This window comes from Nitrosomonas sp. Nm84 (assembly GCF_003201565.1).
In the GTDB taxonomy this organism is placed as follows: Bacteria; Pseudomonadota; Gammaproteobacteria; order Burkholderiales; family Nitrosomonadaceae; genus Nitrosomonas.
Window position 1 is genome coordinate 1 of record NZ_QJJP01000006.1, and the last position, 24,769, is coordinate 24,769.

Genomic DNA, 24,769 nt, shown 5'->3' on the forward strand with positions numbered 1-24,769 from the left:
AAATACTTTATGACGATATTTCGGAATCCATACAAAGTGATACATCAACCTGAATACATGATGACTATGTCTCTGCAGTTCCATAAGCTGGATAGTCTACAATGGCCTATCGCATTGTAGACTATCCAGCTCGGGGGCAAGCCCCCGTGATTTTCGCGATGCGGTTAAATGCCTCGCTACTTGAGGCAGGGTGATTTATTCTCAACACAAAAATTCAATCAGCCGACTGAAAGCAGCTGATTGAAGAATATTAATAAATCACCATGAGCTATCTGAAGTTAACAATGTTTATCTGGATAGAACACCCATTCCAATCTACCACCTCCTTTATCTACCAACATATAGCAAGGATTCTTCTTGTAAAATATCGTGCTCCATGAACTACTACTTTTTATTGCTGATATAGGTTGAGGTAAGTTAGCAGGTAAACTAATGTAATCTTTGTTCTTTAGTAGTTTTGTTTCTCCACTTTTAAAATCGGTAAGCACAAGGAAACCGATATTATTTATCTTCCCAGCTTTGCCAAGCTCATCCGCAAGGTCGGCAGATATATCAGTTATATTTGGAGACGGTTGATGGTCTTGATTCTCATTGTTTGCGCAAATTAATTCCCTCTGATTATCGAAACTAATGTAGCTGCAAGAACTATAACTCATATCTCTAAATTTAACTCCTGAAACACCAACGATAGAAACCGATGTGATTTTTCTTATTTCAGATGCGGGTTGATGAGACTTAACATAATCCGCTTCAGCTTTCGTATTCTTTAAGAACTCAGTTTGTCCAGTGTCACTATCTACAAGAGCAATGAAACCAATTTTAAAATCTGAAATCTTCTCAAGCTCGTCAGAAAGTTGGGGTGGTATATTTTTGGAGCAACCTACTATACTAAGCATCAACAGAAACAGCATAATTATATTAACTTTGAACATACTTTCCTCCTTTTTTAAAAATTTAATGTCACTCGTGCAAAAATAGTACGCGTGGGTACAAAACGAGATATAACAGGCTCAGATGTTTGGAAATTGAGGTTTTGGAATAAAAAAAACTCATCAAAAATATTCCTTGCTTCCAAACTAAAAATTCCTCGCCGACCTGGAAGTCGATAACCAATCGACGCATCGACCAGGAAAAATTTTTCAATTCCATCATTTTTAGTGTCATGAGGATCAACTTTCTGATGAACAAATGTGCCAGTTAAATTTGCAAAAGATCCTTGTGGGTTAAAATAATCAACACCGATAGGAATGCTTAAAGTATTAATCTGATCTGGTCCATTGGATTTTTGTGATCGAGAAAATTTTTCAAAACGAACCTCGCTTCTTGCACTCCAGTTTTTATGTAATGCCCCATATAGATAACCATAATATAAATTTTCTTTGTGATCTATAAATCCGAAACTCTTCCCGGAAAATGTAGGAGTATTTAAATCTCGACTTGAAATTTCGAAGCCGCTAAATATCTTATTCCCATAATGTGTATCGAACCCGATACCCAATCGTCGTGATTTAGTGCCGTTTGGATCATCGAATAATTGGTTAAAACCAGAAACTTGTGTTGGCTCAATAGTCTGATTAGTAGTTAGAGGCGCTTTAATCGTTTCAATTAAGGCAATCCGTAATCGTAAATTACTGACAATATTCCATTGCACACCTAATTTAGGATTGAATCTATCAATAGATAATTGACCATCCTTATAAGAGTCATAACTAAAACCCAGTGTGGCATTTAGACTGGGATTAAAATTCAGATTGGCATAGACATAACCATTTGTCTTGTCATTATTAAAATTCTCTGGTGTGCAGCAGTCTGTTCGTTTAGAAATTATATTTATCTCCTTTGTGTTTTGGTCAACATTAGTACGATAAACGCCAGATCCTGCTAGTACATTAAACCGATGATTACGAAGATGATATTGAATTTCAGTTTGATATCCTTTATATTTTCCATCAGTAACAATATTACTGGATATATCCAAGGGTATGGTGTTGTCGACTTTTCTATCATTATATAGACCAGATACGATAATATTTTGGTTGAATGCCAAGTCGTACCTGACACCCACACGCACCGAGTCTTCATCAATTTTTCGACGAAATCGATTTTTCGACAATTCAGAATCTGCAGAATCCCTATCAACATTAAGAAATAAATTACCAAGATCAGATGAGCGAGTACGTACTTCAGCTTGGATGTTCAACTTAGGAGTTAGTGCATGCTGAACAAAAGCATTGAGAATATCGTGATTTTGATCGTTATTTCTTCTAAACCCGTTGGTCTCATAATGAAATTGCCCCAAACTAATCGAAGTCCGCTCATTAAACTTCGAAAAAACCATTTCATTGCCTAAGGTACCATTGCTGCCAACAACCCCTGAGGTCACCAGTTGCGGCTTACTACGTTCCATCAATGGTGCAAACTCATTAAATCCTGGATTTGATGGGCCGGTGTTGTTAATGATATTGAGATCAGCAACTGCCATGTGGGGCTGCACGGGGTTTACATTGATCGGTTGCAAAAGCTGCGCTTGCAACAGTTCACTGACACGAGCGGCTTCATGGCGCGGAGTATTGGCGTAAGTATCGGATAAAAACCGATGCGCAGAATGGTTTGATGGATCAAAGCTCAGTGATTTGGCGGTCTCCATCAATGCGCGCTTTTCAAACCCCAAATTCTCAAAGATTCGCGCCAAGCTTGAGCCTCTCGCCGCTTCATCGCGATCCAACAGCAATTTGGATCGATACACTGCGCGGTTATTGTTCAGTTCAATGGATTTTTGAATATCTTGCAGAGCCTCGATAGGCCGATTCTGCGTTTGCTTCTGAATGGCATCATAAAACCACGGTGTCGGGTCTTTCGGATCACGTTCTTTGGCCAGGTCAAATTGCGTGCTGGCGAGTGGATAACGCTTTTCCTCAAAATACGCTTTACCCAGGTAGCTGCGGATCAGTGAATTTGCCGGATCCAGGCTGGCGGCAATTTCCAGTTCTATGCGACCCGCTTCCAACTCACCTTCGCGAATCAGAGCCAGCCCCAAACCCAGCCGCGGCATCGGATCCGCTTGATCCAACGCAATCGCTTGAGTGAAGATCGTTTTTGCTGTTTGGGTATCGATTTTCAACAGATTGGCAAAACCCAATATAGTTTGCGTTTTAGCCAGATTGGGTTGCAAATTTACCGCATGTCGTGCGGAATCCAGCGCACGATCCAAATCCCCCTGCGACATCTGCAATTCAGCGATCCGTGCCCAGGCAAGCGCATTGTCTGAGTCGAGTGTGACTGCTTTTTGTACACTTTTCAGCGCTGCTTCAATTTCAAAATGCGCTTGTTGTGTATAGGAAAGCGCTAAATACGCAGCGGCGGATTGCTGATCGAGCGTCACTGCTTTAGTGGCTAGATCCAGTGCCTGACCTTTTTCGTTCTGCGTCACGGCAATGACTGCAAGTAGCGCATGTGCATCACTGTTATTAGGTTCAAGTTGGAGTACTTGCTGGACATTCTTTTTGGCTTCATCCGCTTGCCCGACAGTCAGCAAACGCCCCGCCTCTTGGATCAAGCTACCGGCATCCTGTGCTTTTTTTACTTCAACACGCTGCCAATAATCTGCGATCGCCGGATAATACAACGCCCACTGTACGGCATCGGTTGGGCGGATGACGATCTCTTTTCGCGGCGCTTGATCCTTGAAGGTAATCGCCGCTTCGTGATCGTTTAGTACAAGACCGCCCACATCATTGCTGACAGATACCTTACCCTCATAAACAACAACTTCGGCATTGTCCTCACGAGTGCCGACGAAGAATTCCGTGCCCTCCACACTCGCATTGACGAACGGTGTCCTGATTTTAAAGGGTCTCGGCGTGCGCGTGATGATATGGATCGCGCCTTCCAATAAATCCAGCAAAGAAGTGCCTTTTTCTTCCTGCAATTGCGGAAATGTGATACTTGTTTTTTGATCAAGCCGTAGCATGCTGTCGTTACTCAAACGTAGCGCTGCGCGGCTATGTGACCGGGCGCGAATCATGTCTCCTGCGCACAGCGTTGTATTCATCTCGGCTTGTTGCCACTTTGTCTCTTGCATTCGCCGCAACTCGATAATCCCCTGCATCGATACAATTCGTGCAACTTCCAATTTGCAAGATGTTGTCGCATGCGCCTTACCAATATGAATTCCCCAAAAAGTCACTGTAAAAACAGTGAATAGCATGCTCGAGAGTTTTCTGTGACACAGATAAGTCGCAATTGACCAGCATGTCTTCATTAATTAATCTTTCTTTGCTTGTACGAGCTCAAGAAAATGAGCACCGTATAATATTGAATTGCAGAAAAACCAAATACTCGAGAACTTAGCCAATGCAACCAGTCGTTTATTATACAAAGCCAATGACCTTATACCTAATCCGGGCATTCGATATTTATCGAGTTTGCATCAAAGTGTAGTAAAAAACCCTATTTGCTGTATGTGAGAATTCTCACATACAGGCTTTCGTCCCTGGGATTTGTTTTTTTGAGAGGTATTTTGATTATTTGCTGTCTATTCTTGAGATAGCATTCCATGCGCTTTGGGGAGGCTCGTTTTTGTATCGTTGGCATAATGCAAGAAAGAATTGCGCGGGACCATCGGCGGGAAACACCTGGAGAATATCGCCAAAGCCTTGACCGGCTTCAGCCCATGCTTGTAACTGATAGGCACTTAAGGCTTGTGCGAAAATTTCGCATAACCATACTTGTTCTTTACTGGCCAATTGTTGGTAAGTAATGAGTTCAAACAAATTGACCGGATGTAGTCTTCCAGGCAATAAAAACTCGCCTAATGGACGTACTAGAAAACCATTCAATCCATCCAGCACATCACTCGATAGCAAAATGTGCGTTTTTAAAACTTTATTCGCACCTTGAATTCGATTTGCTGTGTTTACGACATCGCCTGTAACCCTGTACACCCCATCTTTCTCGCTCATCGACATACTGCCAAAATGTAAGCCAATTCGAGTCGGCAGCGGTGGGCTATACAATTTATTAAAATGCTCAATCACAGCACTTAAATCGAGCGATGCCCGGCATGCTTCAATCCGAGCATCCACATTCACAGGTTTGTTGATCCACTTAAACAGTCCCTCCACAACCGGATTGGCAGACTCCTTGATCCACACCGAAAGGGACGAATCTCCCGTAGTATCCATAATCCTTCCCGTATGCTGACTAATCGTATCCCTCAATAGAGCACGATAATCCACCATCAGCTTTTCAAGATCCGATGGATTCATAGATTCCGATAGCGTTGTGTAGCCTGCAATATCCGTTGCCAAGCATGGGCCATAAAATCGTCCCTTGTTTTTATTGATGATCTGATCGAGCGCTTCATCAGGGCCAGAACCACCGACAAATGTCTCGAGCGTAAGGATTTTTAATACCCAAGCCAGCATTAAAGCCAATACAATTTGCAGGATTGGAATGATCAATGGCAACCAAATCGTCGCTTCTTTGAAGAAAGAATACGCAATAAAGGTATAGATAAATATGGCGGAAACGCCCACAGCAATGGTGCTGCGAGAGGGCAATATTTGTAAGGTAACGCCGGCAAATAAACCGAATAGGAATAAAAAAGCTAAGCTACCCGGAAGGGGCAGCGGTCTGACGGGCTTGTTCTCCAATAAATTGGCAACAGCCGTTGCTGCAATCTCAACACCACTAATGAACAGTCCGTCGGGATTAGAAAATACCGTATGATAATCATCGCGAACGATGTCCTGTTCAGACTGAGTCGCTCCCGAGAATCCGACAAAAACGACCTTATCCTTAAAATCAATCCCCTGCGGCAAACCTTCCGCAGCACGTCCTTCACCAAGATGTAACACCTGATAATAAGGCACGGTGGTAACACTGCGCGGTGGGCCATAAAAATTCAGATAGTTTTTTTCATGACCAGTATATAAGTTGAACAATGAAGTCATCAGCTTTTTGTCGGCAAGACTTATTTTGGAATCAAGATTGAGCGCTGCTTGTATTTTCGGGATTATCCGGGGTTGATCGACAAAAATATGGCGAAGCCTAAAAACCAAATCCTCGATTTCAATACCATGCGCTTGCGCAGGTATCTGCTCAACGAATGCCGGATCTACCGCATGCAGCAATCGAGCAAAATCATCGTATATGGGCAAGGTAAAAATTTGCAGCACAAGCACGGGGACCGTGGGAATATCACCGGCACTCGCTTTAAAAGTCCAATAATGATTGACCCGCTCCGCTTTAGGCAGCGCAAAAGGCGCGCGCGCTTTTGCGGCATCTGCAATCAATGGCAAGAGTTGCGCGGAACCTTCCCGGATAATGCGGTGGCGTGAAGCATTATTATGGTCGATGAGCAACTCCGAATCCTGATAAATCAATCGCTCAATCAATACGACATTACCCGCTGTCTTAATGGCGTGTGCTAACTGCTCATCGCTTCCGGATATGGCACTCGGCGTATCAAAAATAAGATCAAAAATGATGATGCGCGCGCCGGCTTGCACAAGTTTATCGATTAGGCGAGCGTGGATATCGCGGGGCCACAATCTGGGTTTAATCGATAAATCCAATTGCGTAGCGGAAGGTTGATCGATTGCAACGACCATCACATCCGCGGGTGCAGTTATCGCACCGCGTAAATGAAATAACCAAGATAAGCCAAATTTTTCTTCAAGCGGCAAAAAATACGCCAGCACTCCCAGAAAACCGATCACACACCCCAAAAGAAACTGCTTGAACCATTTTGCCATGTCAGGTTGAATTTACCGGTTTTGCTTTACTGAAGATTACAAACCAAGAAACGATTCTGAGGCATTATGCAATTTTTTCATCCTATTAACCAGCAAGACTGCTCAGCTTATGTTCACTTGCTTGCTCACAGGCTGTTAACAAGCCGTTGAAAAACGTTTTCGAGGCAGCCGATACAAGGCAAAAACAAGCGAGAAAACGCAGTTTATGCGTAATAAATGAGCATTTTGAGCTTGTTTTAACACCGTAGCGGCAACGAGATAGTTTTTCAACGGCCTGTTAAAACGATCCCCTAATTCCTCCAACAATAGCGCGCCCTGGCAACGGTGCAATATCCTTCAAAAAAGAGGTATGGACACGCATGTCACTATCCAGCAAATTCCTGCCCTGCAAGAAGAGGGTGTAATTAACAGATTTGGTAAGTTTCATGTGATAACCCATTTCCGCATTCATCAAAGTATAGCCGGGGGTTTCCGTTTCCAGCACAGCCACGCGATCTTGTTGAACTACACGCGTCAGGTTGAAATTAGCCGACCAGGCATTTTTCTTGAAATCGACATCAAAACCAAATCGCTGCGGCGTCAGCCGCGGAATATTGCCGTTATCCTTCAACCGACCGTAAACGATGTCGGTAAATAAGCGCAAATTAAGCATTTCGGGCAGTAATGTCACAATAGCTTCTGCCTCCAGGCCGTAAAATTTCGCGCGGGTTTGTGCAAAATCCTGTACCAAAAAAGCACCGCGACTATCCAGCACGCCCTCATCATTGACCCTGTCCGCGAACCCATCGCCGTTGCTATCGCGGCTTTGCTGGAAAATGTAATCATTGACATAGTTGTAGAATACATTCACCTTTCCTGTGACCATGCCTGTGGTTTTTTGCAACGCAATGTCGAAGTTATTGGAGGTCTCTTTAGTCAACGCTTGATCCCCCTGCTCAAACGTGTTGGTCGCGACATGAAAACCGTTGGCGTACAGTGCGACAGTATTCGGGGCACGCTGTCCGCGCGTGGCGGTCAAGTCAATCTGATAGCCGTCGATAAATTTCCAGGCGCTTACTGCGGAAATACTATACAGATTAAAGTCACGTGTTTGCAGCAGTGCCGCTTGCGGATTATGCATGGTATGTTCAAAACGCCCGCCCGCTTCGAATTGCCAACGCTGCCAATGGCGTTTTTCAAGCATGAATAATCCGGCGGATTGCGACAAACTGGGTGGCACAAACGCCTCTTCACCCTTTGCGGAAAAATCACGGTTTTGCAGTTGAATGCCCATGATGCCCTGCCAGTTTGCTATCGGCGCATGGGCCAATTCTGCGCGTCCCTCCAATTCCCTGTTTTTAAATCGAGTACCGATTTCATGCTCTGTCAATTCATTATGCCGGTAATCGTTATAATTAAAGCGTACTTTCAGTTGTTCAAACCCCTTGAGCGGATTATCCAGATCACCGGCCAAGCCATAGCGGGTCTGACCCATATCAATTTTGGCGCCTTCCGCACCGGGAATGCCGTAAAAATTGTCCAGCCGTGAAATCGACATCCCCATAAAACCGCGCTCCCCAATATACGCACTACCCACTGATAAATTACTGTAATCGATCGCGCTGTTTTTGATAAAACCGACATCGCTATTGGGATCGTTGATATTGGCATGGCCAGGAATGTGCACATCATTGGTTTTTCTTTTGACGCCCTCGATATTCCAGGACATTCGCCCCTTACTTCCCGATGCAGTCAGCGCGCCGTTGCGCTCTTCCAGGGCGGAATTGAAACGTCCTTCAAAGTTAGCTTGCGGGGTCTTGAACAAACGATCAGGAATGCGCTCATTCACTACATTAACCACGCCACCCGATACACCGCTGCCATATAACAATGTGGACGGTCCGCGCAGGATTTCGATGCGCGAAGCACTCAACGTTTCTGTGGCCACCGCATGATCCGGGCTGATCGTTGAAATATCGCCGGTGCCGATGCCATTCTCCAATACCCGCACGCGCGGGCCATCCTGGCCTCGAATAATCGGACGGCCAGCGCCGGGTCCGAAACTAGTCGAAGAAACCCCCAGTTCGTGCGATAACGTATCGCCCAGATTAGTCTCACGGTTCCGACGCAGACGATCACCTTGCACGACAGTATCCGCCTTGATTCCGGCCGATTCAGCCGAACTTGTAATAGGTGCGGTAATCACGACACCTGGTAACTCGATGTTCTTATTAACGCTTTGTGCGTGAACAGCAGGTATATCCAGCAGTAAAAGTACCAGGATGACTACCAATAACTCACCTTGATACAGCCTACTGACATTATTTAATTTGAGATCAGAATAATCCATGCAGCTTTCCTAATTTAATAGGGTATTTGTTATGCAACTGCGGTTGCATCAATGGAACTGAACAATCATCAGTAATGAATACACATCATGGCAATCCATAGACGACTGCCTGATAATTGATTCAGATCAGGATTAGCTGTTTAATAAATCAAAGAATGTGAAACGGCGGTGCGCGTGAATGGTAGGGAAGGATTGGGTTGTCAAAACGACGTTCCATCGCCCAGAATGACAAGCGGCGACGTGATGCTGAATCGCTCAGGGATAATCCTGCAGCGATCAAGATAATATTTAGTGCGGCAAGTGCAAGGCACTCCAGGCAGATTTCATCGAGATCAACGCCTTCATCACTGTCGGTTTCAGCAACATCGAGCACATCGGTTTGTGCAAAATGTGTAAAAGCATGTGCCATCAAAAAGACCGGCACAGACAATAATGCGAGCGTTAAAAATAGAAATAAGCTTTTGCGTATCATTGAAGTTTCAAACGGATTGTATAACCACAGAAATTCTCCCGACTTCCTGCAACATAAGCTTTTTCAACCACAGTCGGCACACAGGCCTTTTACCGTTAATTCGATTTCCTGAAATCGATAACCCGTTGGCAGATGCCAGTTTCGTTCAATCGTTAAAGCATCCAAACAAATCACTTGTGCACAACACATACATTTAAAGTGCGCATGTTGATGCGTATTATGCACTCCACGATTGGCATGGTAGCGCCACACCCGGTCATCGCTGGTTACCTTGTGGATCAGATTTTTCCCGGCAAGCCATTCCAACGCGCGATACAAAGTCACTCGATCCAGCTGCACTGCTTCCGGTAAACGTTGTTCAATTTCCCGATGTGTCATCGCTTGCTGTTCAGCCAGCAAAATAGCCAGTATGCCAATTCTGCCTGCCGTTGCCCGACCGCCGTTCTGCTGAATCATATCTTCAGCGGTGATGTGTAACTGATTAAGCATGGTTAAATATAAACGCAACAATGTTGCATGGATTGTAATGGAATCAATTTCTCGATGCAATCGATGATTTATTCAGCGCTGGGAGCGAATAAGTTTATCTCGCGATAAAGTGGAAATTGTTTATAATAAAAAACATGAAAGTGCACAACTACAAATGGATATTGGTTTTTTTCATGTTATGGTTGCCAGCGCAAGGCGCGGCAGCAGCTGTTTTGTCGGTGTGTGTGCAAGAAAAAAGCGTCAACAGTCATCATGACCAATCAACGATAACCGTCGACAGTCATCATCACGATGATTGTCATAAGCAAACAGCTGATAATACAATCGATCATTTGTTAGCCAGCTTGCCATGCGACAACAGTTCTTGTGATGCTTACAGTAATACACCGATTCTGTCGGGCTATACGGCGTCCGTGCTGACTACCGATACTTCCATTATCACCGCATTGAATTCCGGCTTCGTCTCATTTGTGCCGGAACAACCGCAACGTCCTCCTTTGACTGCCTCTCTGTAGAAATCCGCCTGTAATCCGGGCAAAAAACCATTACTCGCATCTATTCTGCGCCCCAATGAAAGGGATACGTAGATGGTGCATGATCGCAAACCATCAGCTGTGCTTTTTTAATAACAGCAACGCCGATGGGATTACCTATCAGGAGGTTGACATGTTCCTTAGATTCGTCATTAACACGCATCAGCAACAACGCAATTGCATCAGGAGCTCACGGTGAAGCGCGCGGCGGGCATGCCCATGATTGCGCTGACTGTTATCGCGATTACAACCACTGCGCAGGGACAGGAAATTGCTGCCAGCAAAACTGGCACAGCAATTCTTACGCAATCTATCCCACAAAAAACCTTTGCAGCATCCAGCTCGCGCAATACCACACTGCTGCCAGCCTTGATTACCGAAACACTGGAAAATAATCCGGAAATTCAAGCCGCGCATCAGGAGCGCGAAGCGGCCCAGCACCGCATAGCACCGGCAGAAGCGCTGGATGATCCGATGCTCGAAGCGGGGGTGATCAATGCGCCGTTGGCGTCGTCGCCATTCAATCGCGAGGATATGACCATGAAAATGATCGGCCTGTCCCAACGGCTGCCTTTTCCCGGCAAACGCGGTTTGCGTAAAGAGGTTGCCAGCAAGGATGCGGACGCGATTGAGCAGGGCTATCATGAAACAGTGAATCGCGTCGTGCATGATCTCAAAACAGCCTATTTTGATCTGGGGTTAACGCTGGAAATGATCAAGCTGGTTGAAAAAAACAAACAAACACTCGAACATTTTCTGCATATTGCTGAAGAGCGCTATCAAGTAGGACAAGGTAGTCAGGCTGACGTGCTGAAAGCGCAGACACAAGTATCGAGAATGCTGGACAGGCTGCTGGGTCTGGCACGCGAGCAACCGGTGTTTGAGGCGGAATTGATCCGTGTCCTGGGACGCAACGCCAAGGGCGAGATTCCGCTTCCGATGTCGCTGCACATTCAAGAAGTCCCTCTGATGCTGGAGACGTTGCAACAAGAAGCATTGGCGCAGCGCCCGCAATTGCTGGCATTGCAAAGTCTGATTGCACGCAGTGAGAAATCCGTCGATTTGGCACGTAAGGCATATTACCCGGATTTCGATGTGCGCTTATCGTATGGCCAACGTGACAACATGCTGGACGGTACCCGGCGCGACGACATGGTCAGCATGACGGTAGCCGTCAATCTGCCGGTATGGCGCGGCAATAAAATCCAGCCGCGCATCATGGAATCTGAAGCGATGCGCGACCAGGCGACCAGTTTATATCAAGCGCAAAGTAATGAAATCGCGGCAAGACTGCGCCAGCAAATCGCTATGGCGGAACAAAGCCTGAAATCGATAAAACTCTATCAAACCGCCATTTTGCCACAGGCGAAATTGACGGTTGAATCCGCATTGGCAGCTTATCAAGTGAATCGAATCGACTTTCTGACCCTGCTGGATAATCAGATGACGGTATTCGATTACCAGACCAATCTCATCGCCGCGATGGCGAATTACAACAAAGCATTGGCGGAAATCGATTGGCTGGTTGGCAAAAAACAGCACTAACTGATACCGATTATGGAGTTTTCTATGCAAACCATTGCAAAACTGATCATCGCTGCAATTGCGCTGATTGCCACGCTGGCCACAGGTTACTGGTGGGGCCATACGCAATCACAGACAGACGCCGCAGCTACTTCACCGCAAGCGGCCAACGTCAAAAAAAAGATTCTTTATTACCGCAATCCGATGGGGTTGCTCGACACATCTCCGATTCCCAAAAAAGATCCGATGGGCATGGATTATTTACCGGTTTATGAAGGCGAAGGCGATGAATCGCCGTCGGATCAAGCCATCGTGACCCTCAGCACGGAAAAAGTGCAAAAGCTCGGCGTGCGCACCGAAGCAGCGATGTTGCGCGAGCTGATACGCACTGTACGCGCGGTGGCGACGGTTCAGACCGATGAGCGCAAACAATCCACTGTGGTGACCAAGTTTGAAGGCTGGATTCACCGGCTGTACGTCAATACCACCGGGCAAGCGGTCAAGAAAGGCGATGCGCTGATGGATGTGTACAGCCCTGAGTTAATTACCGCGCAACAGGAATACCTGATTGCGGTACGCGGTTTGCAAGCAGTCGCCGATAGCGATGCGGATGTACGCGCCGCGATGCAACGGCTGGTTGTCGGTGCGCTGCAAAAATTGCGCAACTGGGATATCGCGGAAGCTGAATTGCGGCGCCTGCAGCAAACCGGAAACGTGCAGCAGTACATGACTTTGCGCGCACAAGCTGACGGCGTGGTGCTGGAAAAGAAGGCCATCATGGGGCAGCGCTTTATGCCAGGTGAAACGCTGTATCAAATCGCCGATTTATCGAGTGTGTGGATGCTGGCCGATGTGTTCGAACAAGACCTGGGCATGATCCATCCCGGCCAGTTGGTCACCATTCGGGTGGATGCTTATCCCGACAAGGTTTTCAACGGCGAAGTGGCATTTGTTTATCCGACGGTAACGCCCGAGACGCGCACCGCCATTGTGCGCATCGTGCTGCCTAATCCCGATGGGCTGTTGAAGCCCGACATGTATGCACGTGCCGAATTTGCATCGTTCCACAGCAAAAACAAAGTATTGACCATACCGGATTCCGCTGTACTGGATACTGGTACCCGCCGGGTGGTATTGGTCGATCTCGGCACGGGTCGTTATGAACCGCGCACGGTGAAGCTGGGTATGCACGCCGATGGTTATGCTGAAGTACTGGGCGGACTTCGGACCGGTGAAACGGTGGTGGTCAAGGCGAATTTCTTGATCGACGCGGAAAGCAATTTTAAAAGCGCACTCAACAGTTTTGGCCATACCACCTATTACCCGGTGTCCGGTGAGCAGGAAATCGAACCCAGTTCAGCGGTGCTGTCGGCTTCACAAGTGCAGTATCGCGGGGAAGGCAGCATTGAAGCGATTGATTTCACGCACGCGACCGTTACCCTCGCACATGGCCCGATTGAAAGTTTGAAATGGCCGGCAATGACCATGGACTTCCGTTTTCTGGAGCCGGCGTTACTGCAATCTTTCAAGCCCGGCCAGAAAGTTATCTTTGAAATCGCCGAAGAATCGGCTGGCGAGTTTGTCATTGTGCGCATCCAGCCAGCAGCTACCTTTCACGATCATTAAGCGTTTGCCGGAATTGAGACTGAGAATCCGACAAACGCCAGAGGAGCGCCAACATGCTTAGAAATATCATCGAATGGTCGATCCGGCACGTTTTTCTGGTGTTGCTGAGTACGACTTTTATCGTCGGCTGGGGCATTTACGCATTATCGAAAATGCCGATCGATGCGATTCCGGATCTGTCCGATGTGCAGGTTATTATTTATACGGAATACCCTGGTCAAGCGCCGCAAGTAGTCGAAGACCAGGTGACTTATCCGCTCACCACCGCCATGCTCGCTGTACCTAGATCCAAAGTTGTGCGTGGTCAATCCGCGTTCGGGGTTTCATTCATCTATGTCATTTTTGAGGACGGCACCGACATTTACTGGGCGCGTTCGCGCGTGCTGGAATATCTGAATTTTGCCGCCAACCAGCTACCTCGGGATGTGCGGCCTGCACTGGGCCCGGATGCCACCGGTGTCGGTTGGATTTATCAATATGTCGTCACCGCCAAGGATCGCACGCTGGACGAATTGCGTACCATCCAGGACTGGTTCCTGCGCTATCAATTAACCACCGTGTCCGGCGTATCGGAAGTCGCCAGTGTCGGCGGGTTTGTCAAAACCTACCAAATCACCGTCGATCCGCGCCGCCTGCAAGCCTATGACATTCCGCTGAAACGCATCACCGAAGTCATTGCCGCCAGCAATCGCGATGTTGGCGGGCGTGTTATCGAATTGGCCGAAACCGAATATATGGTGCGCGGCCGCGGCTATCTACACAGCATCAGCGACCTGGAAAATCTGGTGGTCCGTGCGCATATCGGCAAGCCCGTGCTGCTACGCGATATCGCCCGCGTCGAACTGGTTCCCAGCGAACGCCGCGGCATCACCGAACTGAATGGCGAAGGCGAAGCGGTATCCGGCATTGCGGTGGCGCGTTATGGTGAGAATGCGCTGGATGTGATTCATGATCTCGAAGCGAAAATAGATCAGATCAAATCCGGTTTGCCACAGGATGTTTCGGTTGAATCGGTTTACAACCGTTCCGAGTTGATTCATCGCGCTATTGCGACGCTGAAAGCAGTATTTATCGAGCAAATCGTCATTGTCGCGCTGGTTTGCGCGGTATTTCTGATGCATGCACGTAGCGCGCTGGTGGCGATCATCATGTTGCCGATCGGCGTGCTAATCGCGTTCATCGCCATGGCGCAGCTGGGCATCAATTCCAATATTATGAGTCTGGCCGGTATTGCGCTGGCGATTGCGGAAATGACCGATGCCGCCATCGTCATGGTGGAGAATGCGCACAAGCATCTGGCGCGTCTCAGGCCGGGCGAATCCCGTACCAATGCGGTGATTACTGCCTGCAAGGAAGTCGGCCCGTCGCTGTTTTTCAGCCTGCTGATCATCACCGTGTCGTTCCTTCCGGTATTTGCGCTAGAAGCGCAGGAAGGACGCATGTTCCAGCCGTTGGCCTACACCAAAACATTTGCCATGGCAGGCGCGGCAATCCTGTCCATTACGCTGGTTCCGGTGCTGATTTTGCTGCTGATCCGCGGTCATGTTCCACGTGAAGCCGATAATCCGCTGGGGCGCCTGATGATTCGCTGGTATCAACCCATTGTGGCTGGGGTTATGCGCTGGAAAAAATCCATTCTGGTCATTGCACTGGTTGTACTGGGCGCTACAGTTTATCCGGCGATGAAGCTGGGAACGGAATTTATGCCAACGCTGAACGAAGGCACGCTGCTGTACATGCCCGTCACATTGCCGGGAATCTCCGTGACCAAAGCGGCAGAAACCATGCAGACGCAGAATAAGATTATCAAGAGTTTCCCTGAAGTAGCGTCGGTTTTCGGCAAAGCGGGGCGCGCCGATACCGCGACCGATCCTGCGCCATTGGAAATGACCGAAACCATCATTAACCTGAAACCCGAACAGGAGTGGCGCCCCGGCATGACCATCGACAAATTGATTGCCGAACTCGATCAGGCGTTGCAAATCCCCGGTGTCGCGAACGCCTGGACCATGCCGATCAAAAACCGCACCGACATGCTGGCAACCGGCATCCGCACACCCGTCGGCATCAAAGTGTTTGGCAACAACCTGAATGAAATCGAAACGCTCGCCCGGCAGATCGAAGCCGTGGTCAAAACCGTACCCGGCACCGCCAGTGCGTATGCCGAACGCATCACCGGTGGTTATTACCTGGATATCGAACCGGATCGTCTGGCGTTGGCGCGTTACGGTTTGGCGGTCGGCGATTTGCTCGAAGTCATTTCGGTGGCGCTGGGCGGCGCCGTCATTACCACCACGGTGGAAGGCCGCGAGCGTTTTGATGTCGCCATCCGCTATCCGCGCGAACTGCGCAGCGACCCGCAAGCCATCGCCACGCAAGTGCTGGTGCCGGCCCAAGGAGGCACCATGATTCCGCTGGGTCAACTGGCGAAAATCAAGCTGGTGCAAGGCCCGCCGAGTATCCGCACGGAGAATGCGCTGCTATCCGCCTACATTTTCGTCGATATCCGCGACCGCGATATCGGCGGCTATATCGCCGATGCGCAACAAGCCGTGCGCGAGCAAGTGCAGTTCCCGCCCGGATACTATGCGACCTGGAGCGGACAGTTTGAATATATGCAACGCGCCACCGAGAAATTGAAACTGGTAATACCGCTGACGATTTTGATGGTGTTTCTGCTGGTGTACCTGAATTTTGGCCGCTTAACCGAAACGCTGATCGTCATGCTGTCGGTACCTTTTTCTCTGGTTGGCGGCATCTGGCTGATGTATTGGCTGAATTACAACCTGAGCATCGCCGCAGTGGTCGGCTTCATCGGCCTGATCGGCATCGCCGCGGAATCCGGCATGGTCATGCTGGCCTTCATCGACCAATCGTTGACCACCATCACCCGGCAACGCAAATCGATGGCCGAGAAAGTCACGCTGACGGATCTGTATGAAGCCGTCGTACAAGGCGCTGTCTATCGCATCCGCCCGGTGATGATGACCATCGTCGGCAGCGTGGTCGGCTTGCTGCCGGTCATGCTCAGCACCGGGACGGGTTCCGAAGTCATGCGCCGCATCGCCGCGCCTATGGTCGGCGGCATGGTCTCGGCGACGATTTTAACTTTGATAATCTTCCCGGCGGTGTATGCGGTGGTGAAGGGGGTTTCGATACGGCGAGCGCTGAAAAACGGTTAAATCAGCCTTAATAGGCTTCAGTCAGCCATCGATTCTGTACTCGGCCAGCAAGTCATCCATATCTTCACTCACGCCATAGCCGAAGTTATTGTGACTAATGTTGCGCACAGCGTCTAACCGCGTCCACAGAGAATCGCGTTGCGCCTCAGGCAAAGCGGCGATGGCTTTCAGTGCTTGCTCGAACATTCGTATCAGCGCATCCAGGTAACTTTCATCCTCAATACCGACATTATTGCTGAAACCCGTTGCACACTCGCAATAGAACACCATCAACTCAGCCACCCCTTCCGCCTGGCCAATGGCTTTTTTGTAATCGCTAATCGCCTTTTTCGCTTTAGTCACCGAATAGTCCTGATCCTTAAAAACATCAGGCCACACCCAACGACTAATGGTTGCTTTGTAGGGCTTCAATACATCACCACCCAGATTAAAGCGGGCGTGCAGAAAAATCTGGTTGTCCTTATTAGCGGCGTAGAGATCTTGCACCAGTCCCAGCAAGCCATCTCGGTCAAAATGCGCCAATTTGGCTTTAACATCAGTCCAGGTTGGGTTAATTTTCTTGGCGACCATTATTCAGTTTCCTCCTTTTTACGATATGGCTTGTTCCACGATGACATCTGCCAGTTTTTTCTGCAATTGACTGGAATTGGCGATAGTGGTTTATCTTTCTTGATCTTCCCATCAGCCAGCAACTTGGCTTTTTCCGTCTGTCTGCGCTTCAGCAATTCACCGGTCGGTTCATCATTCGGCTCTTATAGTACCAGCTTGTCCCGCACAGCCAGTTCCAGAATCAGCTCGCGCAGTTTCTTGATACCTTAACATTTACCCCATTTCCCACTTCGACCACGGCCTGATTTCTTTTCCGTTTCGGCGGTTGTCCAGTGTCGAATTGATCAGTCAACAATAATGGCATGGTGCTCATGCTTTACCACCCTTGGCCGGCAATTGCGGCATGGCACGCTTCATAAAGGTATCAAACAAAGGTACGGTAAATACGGCGGCGACATCGCCGGAGCGTTGCGGTTCTGCGCCCAACTCAGCCAGAGCGCGCAGATAGTCTTTTTCACGCGGGGTCAGTCGATCAAAGCGCACACGGAAAAAATTGGCATCGAGACGCTCGATGATTCGGGGTGTCGCGTGTTTTACATCGGCTAATTGTACCGGCGATTGCGGGGCATAGGAGGCGTGCCTTACAATTTACACAGAGACCACGGAGGATTTTGTGCTGCACTGAATCTTTGGTTTTTACCAAATACGCCGGATACCATAATGATCGAATAAACTTTCATTACTGATGAGCGGTATGTTCAAAGCCTGTGCTTGTGCAATCAACATAATGATCGAATGGATCGCGGTGAGGCCCGGGCAAACTACCGGCGCGCAAAGCGTGATCGCTAGTAATGTCAAGCAGCGTGAACCCCTGGCTGATCAGGCATTCATAGAAGCTCGTAGCAACATCCTCATGGCAATTTCCCAAGCAGATGCCGCACTGACCAAAATACGGTGCTCGGTCGTTTCGATCCAGCTGCGAGCTGTCCATGATAAGTGCTCGTCGCCGTCCAGCCACCAAAGCAAAGTATGCGTATCCAGCAAAGCTTTCAATTATTGCTCCCAAGCTGCTAATTCTTCGTTCGGCAATGGTTCGAAAAAAGCTTCGGTGACCGTAGCCTTGCCTCGCATTGCACCAAACTGCCGCTTGTGCGACGATGAAATCACTGGCACCAGTTTAACAACAGGATTTTTACCTTTGGCAATCACCACCTCTTCGCCCGCACAGGCTTGTTCGATAAGCTGGGAAAGATGTGTTTTTGCAGTATAGATCGTGTAGGTTTTCATACATTTAGCCTGACTTGGCTAGGATTAGTTAGTCAAGAATTATACGACCGGTTGTTAGTTACAGCAATGATGGTACGACTTGAGTAGGATGCCACTCTATTATTGATTAACAAAGATTCCTCTCTACGTTCGGAATGACAGTGCGGATTATTCAAGATGCCCCTAACGTAAAGCTTTATTCGTACCCATAAACGCTCCCAACGACTTTACCCATTCCGGTTGCATAAAAATGAACCCGGTATTGTGCCCGCCTTCCAGCGTCAAAAACTGCTTGGGTTCTGAGGCTGCTTGAAACAACTGTTGTCCATGCGCAAACGGAATGATCTCATCTTGCGGGCTATGCGCGATAAGCACCGGGCAAGTCACCGATTGCAGTGATTCCAGCGTGTTGTACTGAAAACGGGTGATCCAGCGCACCGGCAAGAATGGGTAAATCTCTGCGGCCAAGTTGGGAACGGAAGTGAATGTGGAAGCCAGCACCAGCAAGCCAGGCTTTTCACGCGCAGCCAGCCAGGCGGCTACAGCACCGCCCAGCGATTCGCCGTACAGTACAATTTGCGCCGGTGCAATGCCTTGGGTTTCAGTCAAATAATGCCAAGCAGCTTGCGCATCCAGATACGTGCCGGATTCCGAGGGAGTACCGCTGCTTTGACCATAGCCACGATAATCCAACAGTAACGTGTTATAGCCAAGCTGCTTGAACATTGTCAGATAATCCAGGCGATGGGAAATATTTCCAGCGTTGCCGTGAAAAAACAGCACTGTCCCCTTGGCGTCTGGCACGGGCACCCACCAGCCATGCAGCGTTTCGCCATCACTGGTAGCGATATGCATCGAGGTGTAATCCAGGCCGATTTTCTTGGGCGTTTGGCTGATTGGCTGCTGCGGAAAATACACCAGATGGGATTGGCCAAAATACACCAGCAGCACTACCGCCAGATACGCGACCCCAAACATCACGAACAAACCAAGCAGCATGCGCATGCTTGTGTGTTACTCAGATTCGCGTAAATTAATCACGATATCCACGCCAAGCTTACCGGTGGTAAATGCAGAATCGCTGAAATTCGGAAAGCCATTCAGATTTTCCGGATTGTTCGATAAACCAAAAGGTTCACGTGGCAACAGATTCCAGTGTTTTTTTAATTTACGGTCTCCGTCTTTATCGTGATAGACGGCCACTGCGTATGTGCCGGGCTGGTCGAGATTCATGCAGACCTTCTGCTGTCCTTCTGCCGCCGGGATACGAACCTTGCGTTTGCGCCCTTTTTTGAACAGAAAATTATCCGGATCATCATACAATTCAACGTTTAAAACACCGCCAACTCCAACATTATTGACAGTCACCCGGATCTGCGCCACTTCTGCGTTACAGGCATCCGGCGCTTCATGCGGCATGATGCGCAGTGCTTCGGATGCATGGGTTTGTGAGGAAATCAATAAGCCCAATGTGAAGATCAGAGCCGGTTTAGCGAATGGTGTAGATAACAGGGAAGTGATATGGGATAGCATGGTTTTCATCGATAGGATTTTTTGTTTTGTAAAGAGTGAATGGTTTACTATAACCGCATCGCTTAGATTAATAAAACTACGACCGAAGTGCAATGCCGTTCGTTCCGGGAATCCATGAACAAGGAGCAACTGAAAAAACTCGAAGCCGATCTGAAGTCGAGCGAATATGCTACACCGCTGCTGAGATTTATCCTCCCTAAAATTGCTGATTTTTCTGATATCAAATACAGTCAACAGGTAAAGCCTAAATAGGAAACGATATGATTGATAACACCACAAAGACCTTGCTACAGCGAGGCATGATAGCGTTTCTGGGTTTTCTGGTTGCGACCAGCGTTCTGGCTCAGGATGGTCCGCAACCGCGACTGCCGACGATCCAATTGACAGCCGGCATGTACGTTATTCAAGCAGAAGTGGCGCAAACTCCAAGGGAGCAGACCATCGGAATGATGCACCGCCAGACGATGGGGATCAACGAAGGCATGCTGTTCATCTATGACAGCCTACAGGTACGCTGCTTCTGGATGCGCAACACGCTGTTGCCGCTGACCATTGCCTTCATCGCCGACGATGGCAGCATCGTGAACCTTAAGGACATGGCGCCCAAAACCGAGATCTCGCACTGCTCCGCTGGACCGGTACGTTACGCGCTGGAGATGAATCAGGGCTGGTTCGACAAACGCGGTTTGAAACCCGGCTTCAAACTGCGCGGGAAGCTATTCAAACCGACAGACGCGCAGTGATGACGTAATTCTGGTTCTGGCAGCTTTTTTGAATAACCTGCTAATGTCCCCGTCCCCCGGCACGACGCGGTGCAGGCGCGCGATTTGTCGTAGGGCGTGCAAAGCCAGCGACAACAGGTTTTTTAACTGCCGGTTTTTTAGTGGTTTGGTTTTTCGGCTTGTTGCGTGAAGGTATCGCGCCGCGCGGTTCGCCACCGCGGCCATTTTTTATCGGCTCGGCTTTAATGCGTGGATCAGGTTCAAAACCGGCAATCACCTGACTGGGTATTTCGCGCTTGACCAGCTTTTCGATCCCTGTGAGCAGCTTCAATTCATCGATACACACCAGCGACACGGCATCCCCTTCTGCACCTGCACGGCCTGTACGGCCAATGCGGTGAACATAATCTTCAGCCACATTGGGCAGTTCATAGTTAACCACGTGCGGTAGCTCGCTGATATCAATACCACGCGCAGCAATATCGGTTGCCACCAGTACTTGCAAACTACCTGTTTTGAATTTTGCCAACGCCAGCGTGCGTGCCGACTGGCTTTTATTGCCATGAATGGCAAGCGATTGAATGCCATTCGCCGTCAAAAACTCGGCCAGCTTGTTGGCGCCATGTTTGGTACGGGTAAACACCAGCACTTGTGACCAGCGGTGTTGTTTGATCAAATGAGCAAGCAGTTCTTTTTTGCGTTCACGATCTACCGGGTGCACCACATGGGTCACTTTATCGGCAATCGCATTGCGACGCGCTACTTCGATCAACACCGGTTTGTTGAGCAGGCTATCCGCCAGGGTCTGAATTTCATTCGAGAACGTGGCTGAAAACAATAAATTCTGCCGTTGCTTCGGCAGTAATGCGAGAATCTTTTTGATGTCGCGGATAAATCCCATGTCCAGCATGCGGTCGGCTTCATCCAGCACGAGAATCTCAATCTGCGACAGACTCAGCGTGTTTTGCTGTACATGATCCAGCAACCGCCCTGGTGTCGCAACCAGAATATCCACGCGGCTTTTCAGGCGGGCGATCTGCGGATTGATATTGACGCCGCCGATCATGATCATCGAACTTAATTTCAGGTATTTGCCGTAATCACGCACGCTTTCTTCCACTTGTGCCGCGAGTTCGCGCGTGGGAACAAGAATCAGAGCCCGTATCGGCGGCCGCCCGCTGGATGGTCCTTTGATACTTCTATCGGAAAGGCGATGCAGGATAGGCAGCGTAAAACCGGCCGTTTTGCCGGTGCCGGTCTGTGCACCGGCCAGTAAGTCACCGCCAGCCAATACGGCTGGAATGGCTTGTTTTTGAATCGGAGTGGGAACCGTGTAGCCACGTTCAGTGACAGCACGAATAATTTCATCGGACAAGCCGAAAGCAGAAAAAGACATAAAACTCCAGGAAGGTAAATGGTCTGTCAGCCCGATTATGGCATAACAGGTAAGGGAAGCGGATGAAGAGTATCGCCATAAATCCAAATCTTGTGAGGAGTATAATATGGCCGAATATTAAAATCTCAACAATAACCGATAAATTTCCCTCATACTTCTATATACTTATTCGACAGCTTATTGAGTGTTTCTTAAAGCTATTGTGTGAAACAGATTCAAAATTTATGATTAACCGCATACATTCGTTACGAACTGGCTTTGTATGTTTAAATTTTGACTCTCTTGTTGATGTAGTAACAACATATTGAATTCTTCGGCTGCCATCGGCTTACCAAGGAGATACCCTTGTATCTCGTCGCATCCCATATCTCTTAGCTTTGCAAGCTGTGAATCGGTTTCGACCCCTTCGGCCACAACCTCCATTTCAAGAGTATGGGCCAGTTTGATTATCGCAGAAACAATAGCACTACCTTCGTGATCATATTCATCCAAGCCATTGATGAAGAATCGATCTATCTTCAGTTGCTTGACGCGAAAGCGCTGTAAATAGGCAAGACTTGAATAACCGGTTCCAAAATCGTCGATTGCGATTTCAAAGTTATTTTTCTGGAATTCATGAATCATTTCAGCAGTCCTAGCCGCATCTTGCATCGCAACGGTTTCGGTGATTTCAAACATGATCTTTTCGCTTGAAACTTGCTCGCGATCAAGGATATTCAGCATTGTTTGAACCAAATCCGGTTGCTCCAATTGCCGCGGCGATAAATTAATAGCCACTTTAATCAGCGGCAACCCACTGGCTTTCCAGCGGCATATTTGCCGGCATACTTCGCGTACTACCCAGTAGCCAATTTGAATAATTTGCCCGGAACGCTCGGCAATCGGGATAAATTCCTTGGGCGACAAAAAACCCAGTTTGGGATGATGCAAGCGAAGCAATGCTTCAGTACCGGTCAGTTTGCCATTGTCACCACGAAATTTGGGCTGAAAGCATAAAGAAAAATTGCCGACCTTAATCGCTTCGTGCAAAACACTCTGAATTTCCAGTGTTCGGACAGCCGCCTCATTCATACTGGTTTCGAAAAAACGGTAAGTGCTGCGCCCGCCGCGCTTTGCTTCATACATTGCGGTATCCGCATTTTTCAACAAGATTTCTGCTGTCTCGCCGTCCTGAGGAAATATGGAAATACCGATACTGGGTGTTACCTGCAGTGACTGTTGATTAATCCACAGATCTGTACGCATACGATACAACACGCTTTCCGCCATTTCAGCGGCAGCTTCCGGAGATGCGAGATTGTCCAGTAGCACAACAAATTCATCGCCACCCAGCCGTGCGACGGTATCGCCGCTACGGACGCATTGCAATAATCTTTGCGCAAATGTGTTCAAGATTTCGTCACCGGCAGAGTGCCCTAATGAATCATTGATCGCCTTGAATCCATCGAGATCCATGAAAAAAATAGCAAACATATTATTTTGATGCTTGGAAATAATAATCGTATGCTTGATCCGCTCCATCAGCGTCCATCGATTAGGCAATCCCGTCAACAGGTCGAATGTTGCCATGTGGACGATTTTGCTGTTGAGTTGAGATACCGAGCCGAGCAGAAAATTTTCCCTGGCGTTGAAGCGTGACAATATCAGCGTCACACTCAGAATTACAAAGGTGAATAAGATAGTAGTGATTGCAAGCCATTGCGAATCGAAGCTGCTGGCGGCGCCGCTTACCGATTCGCTCGGAAAATGAGATGCGGCCATGCTCATGTAATGCATTCCTGTGATTGCAATACCCATCACGCAGGCTGCACCAATACGCCTGGTGATTACACTTTTTTGATTTGTGCTATCGAACTTATAGGCGACCCAAAGCGCTATATTAGCTGCGCTAATGCCAATTACAACTGAAATGGTGAGCAACGCCAGATCGTACTGAATAGCGGGATGCATCTGCATGGCCGCCATTCCGGTATAATGCATGGCGGCAATGCCAACGCCCATCAGAGTTCCGCTCGCGATAAGTCGCAAAGTCGTCAATTCCGTTTGGGTAACACCATAGAGCACTAAATAAGAGAAGAATATTGCAATGATCAACGAATAACCAGTTGTTATCAAATCATAACCTAGCGGGATCGGCAACGAGAAAGCCAGCATTCCAATGAAATGCATCGACCATATACCGATACCCATTGCCGCCGCGCCGCCAACAAGCCAAGCATGGCGGATCCGGCGCCCGGCCAATGCGGATATGTAGCTCGACAGATCAAGCGCAGTATAAGAAGCAAGTGTGGCGACTAAAAAAGACGACACAACAAGCCAATAATCATAGGTAGTGGCATGCATCGAGATTTATTACCGAAACAGTTATAAGAAAAGCATATAACGTTTGC

The 24,769-nt window shown here is 48.3% G+C and carries 19 protein-coding genes; 5 read left to right on the forward strand and 14 right to left on the reverse strand.

Annotation, left to right across the window (positions count from 1 at the left end; genetic code table 11):
• Nucleotides 1–278 precede the first annotated feature (278 nt).
• The 6 genes from C8R34_RS04625 to C8R34_RS04650 all read right to left on the reverse strand — a co-directional run bounded on the left by C8R34_RS04625 (nt 279) and on the right by C8R34_RS04650 (nt 10,108).
• The gene (locus C8R34_RS04625) at nt 279–932 is read right to left on the reverse strand and encodes a hypothetical protein (protein ID WP_110338308.1); all 654 of its coding nucleotides are present in this window, start codon (nt 930–932) and stop codon (nt 279–281) included.
• 14 nt (nt 933–946) lie between these two features.
• Nucleotides 947–4,261, reverse strand: a complete 3,315-nt coding sequence (locus C8R34_RS04630; RefSeq protein ID WP_110338310.1) for a tetratricopeptide repeat protein — start codon at nt 4,259–4,261, stop codon at nt 947–949.
• 262 nt (nt 4,262–4,523) lie between these two features.
• A complete protein-coding gene (locus C8R34_RS04635) occupies nt 4,524–6,758 on the reverse strand; it encodes a CHASE2 domain-containing protein (protein WP_110338312.1) in 2,235 nt (744 codons plus the stop codon).
• A gap of 277 nt (nt 6,759–7,035) precedes the next feature.
• Nucleotides 7,036–9,087 (reverse strand): TonB-dependent receptor, encoded by a 2,052-nt coding sequence (locus tag C8R34_RS04640; RefSeq protein WP_110338314.1) that lies wholly within the window; start codon nt 9,085–9,087, stop codon nt 7,036–7,038.
• A 148-nt stretch (nt 9,088–9,235) separates the two neighbouring features.
• Nucleotides 9,236–9,559: a hypothetical protein gene (locus C8R34_RS04645; protein WP_110338316.1), complete on the reverse strand. Its 324-nt coding sequence runs from the start codon at nt 9,557–9,559 to the stop codon at nt 9,236–9,238.
• A 63-nt stretch (nt 9,560–9,622) separates the two neighbouring features.
• Nucleotides 9,623–10,108, reverse strand: coding sequence for a Fur family transcriptional regulator (locus C8R34_RS04650; protein ID WP_258364358.1), 486 nt, complete (start codon nt 10,106–10,108; stop codon nt 9,623–9,625).
• Nucleotides 10,109–10,221: 113 nt separating this feature from the next.
• Here C8R34_RS04650 and C8R34_RS04655 point away from each other — a divergent pair, with 113 nt between their 5' ends.
• The 4 genes from C8R34_RS04655 to C8R34_RS04670 all read left to right on the forward strand — a co-directional run bounded on the left by C8R34_RS04655 (nt 10,222) and on the right by C8R34_RS04670 (nt 16,913).
• Nucleotides 10,222–10,563 (forward strand): hypothetical protein, encoded by a 342-nt coding sequence (locus C8R34_RS04655; protein WP_110338487.1) that lies wholly within the window; start codon nt 10,222–10,224, stop codon nt 10,561–10,563.
• Between the two features lie 213 nt (nt 10,564–10,776).
• A complete protein-coding gene (locus C8R34_RS04660) occupies nt 10,777–12,126 on the forward strand; it encodes a TolC family protein (protein ID WP_258364359.1) in 1,350 nt (449 codons plus the stop codon).
• Between the two features lie 24 nt (nt 12,127–12,150).
• A complete protein-coding gene (locus tag C8R34_RS04665; protein WP_110338318.1) occupies nt 12,151–13,731 on the forward strand; it encodes an efflux RND transporter periplasmic adaptor subunit in 1,581 nt (526 codons plus the stop codon).
• Nucleotides 13,732–13,784: 53 nt separating this feature from the next.
• Nucleotides 13,785–16,913 (forward strand): efflux RND transporter permease subunit, encoded by a 3,129-nt coding sequence (locus tag C8R34_RS04670; RefSeq protein WP_110338319.1) that lies wholly within the window; start codon nt 13,785–13,787, stop codon nt 16,911–16,913.
• A 21-nt stretch (nt 16,914–16,934) separates the two neighbouring features.
• Here C8R34_RS04670 and C8R34_RS04675 read toward each other — a convergent pair whose 3' ends face one another.
• The 6 genes from C8R34_RS04675 to C8R34_RS04705 all read right to left on the reverse strand — a co-directional run bounded on the left by C8R34_RS04675 (nt 16,935) and on the right by C8R34_RS04705 (nt 20,270).
• Nucleotides 16,935–17,483 (reverse strand): hypothetical protein, encoded by a 549-nt coding sequence (locus C8R34_RS04675; RefSeq protein ID WP_181415474.1) that lies wholly within the window; start codon nt 17,481–17,483, stop codon nt 16,935–16,937.
• A gap of 348 nt (nt 17,484–17,831) precedes the next feature.
• Nucleotides 17,832–18,005, reverse strand: a complete 174-nt coding sequence (locus C8R34_RS04685) for a hypothetical protein (RefSeq protein WP_258364360.1) — start codon at nt 18,003–18,005, stop codon at nt 17,832–17,834.
• A 336-nt stretch (nt 18,006–18,341) separates the two neighbouring features.
• Complete coding sequence (locus C8R34_RS17335) at nt 18,342–18,515, reverse strand: type II toxin-antitoxin system VapC family toxin (protein WP_375342114.1); 174 nt, start codon at nt 18,513–18,515, stop codon at nt 18,342–18,344.
• Nucleotides 18,516–18,749 carry a type II toxin-antitoxin system Phd/YefM family antitoxin gene (locus tag C8R34_RS04695; protein WP_110338321.1) on the reverse strand — a complete coding sequence of 78 codons (234 nt, stop codon included), beginning with the start codon at nt 18,747–18,749 and terminating at the stop codon, nt 18,516–18,518.
• Nucleotides 18,750–18,911: 162 nt separating this feature from the next.
• Nucleotides 18,912–19,733: an alpha/beta hydrolase gene (locus C8R34_RS04700; protein ID WP_110338322.1), complete on the reverse strand. Its 822-nt coding sequence runs from the start codon at nt 19,731–19,733 to the stop codon at nt 18,912–18,914.
• 9 nt (nt 19,734–19,742) lie between these two features.
• Nucleotides 19,743–20,270 (reverse strand): DUF2141 domain-containing protein, encoded by a 528-nt coding sequence (locus tag C8R34_RS04705; RefSeq protein WP_258364361.1) that lies wholly within the window; start codon nt 20,268–20,270, stop codon nt 19,743–19,745.
• A 251-nt stretch (nt 20,271–20,521) separates the two neighbouring features.
• Here C8R34_RS04705 and C8R34_RS04710 point away from each other — a divergent pair, with 251 nt between their 5' ends.
• Nucleotides 20,522–21,004, forward strand: coding sequence for a DUF192 domain-containing protein (locus tag C8R34_RS04710; protein ID WP_181415475.1), 483 nt, complete (start codon nt 20,522–20,524; stop codon nt 21,002–21,004).
• A 40-nt stretch (nt 21,005–21,044) separates the two neighbouring features.
• On the opposite strand, the gene C8R34_RS04715 is transcribed toward C8R34_RS04710, so the two are convergent.
• A complete protein-coding gene (locus tag C8R34_RS04715) occupies nt 21,045–22,379 on the reverse strand; it encodes a DEAD/DEAH box helicase (protein WP_110338324.1) in 1,335 nt (444 codons plus the stop codon).
• 228 nt (nt 22,380–22,607) lie between these two features.
• On the reverse strand, nt 22,608–24,722 hold the full coding sequence (locus tag C8R34_RS04720; RefSeq protein ID WP_110338325.1) for a bifunctional diguanylate cyclase/phosphodiesterase: 2,115 nt from the start codon (nt 24,720–24,722) through the stop codon (nt 22,608–22,610).
• Nucleotides 24,723–24,769 lie beyond the last annotated feature (47 nt).

Coding starts and splice junctions, on each gene's coding strand:
- C8R34_RS04625 (WP_110338308.1), bottom strand. CDS start 932: ATGTTCAAAGTTAATATAATTATGCTGTTTCTGTTGATGCTTAGTATA.
- C8R34_RS04630 (WP_110338310.1), bottom strand. CDS start 4,261: ATGAAGACATGCTGGTCAATTGCGACTTATCTGTGTCACAGAAAACTC.
- C8R34_RS04635 (WP_110338312.1), bottom strand. CDS start 6,758: ATGGCAAAATGGTTCAAGCAGTTTCTTTTGGGGTGTGTGATCGGTTTT.
- C8R34_RS04640 (WP_110338314.1), bottom strand. CDS start 9,087: ATGGATTATTCTGATCTCAAATTAAATAATGTCAGTAGGCTGTATCAA.
- C8R34_RS04645 (WP_110338316.1), bottom strand. CDS start 9,559: ATGATACGCAAAAGCTTATTTCTATTTTTAACGCTCGCATTATTGTCT.
- C8R34_RS04655 (WP_110338487.1), top strand. CDS start 10,222: ATGTTATGGTTGCCAGCGCAAGGCGCGGCAGCAGCTGTTTTGTCGGTG.
- C8R34_RS04665 (WP_110338318.1), top strand. CDS start 12,151: ATGCAAACCATTGCAAAACTGATCATCGCTGCAATTGCGCTGATTGCC.
- C8R34_RS04670 (WP_110338319.1), top strand. CDS start 13,785: ATGCTTAGAAATATCATCGAATGGTCGATCCGGCACGTTTTTCTGGTG.
- C8R34_RS04675 (WP_181415474.1), bottom strand. CDS start 17,483: ATGGTCGCCAAGAAAATTAACCCAACCTGGACTGATGTTAAAGCCAAA.
- C8R34_RS04695 (WP_110338321.1), bottom strand. CDS start 18,749: ATGAAAACCTACACGATCTATACTGCAAAAACACATCTTTCCCAGCTT.
- C8R34_RS04700 (WP_110338322.1), bottom strand. CDS start 19,733: ATGCGCATGCTGCTTGGTTTGTTCGTGATGTTTGGGGTCGCGTATCTG.
- C8R34_RS04705 (WP_258364361.1), bottom strand. CDS start 20,270: ATGAAAACCATGCTATCCCATATCACTTCCCTGTTATCTACACCATTC.
- C8R34_RS04710 (WP_181415475.1), top strand. CDS start 20,522: ATGATTGATAACACCACAAAGACCTTGCTACAGCGAGGCATGATAGCG.
- C8R34_RS04715 (WP_110338324.1), bottom strand. CDS start 22,379: ATGTCTTTTTCTGCTTTCGGCTTGTCCGATGAAATTATTCGTGCTGTC.
- C8R34_RS04720 (WP_110338325.1), bottom strand. CDS start 24,722: ATGCATGCCACTACCTATGATTATTGGCTTGTTGTGTCGTCTTTTTTA.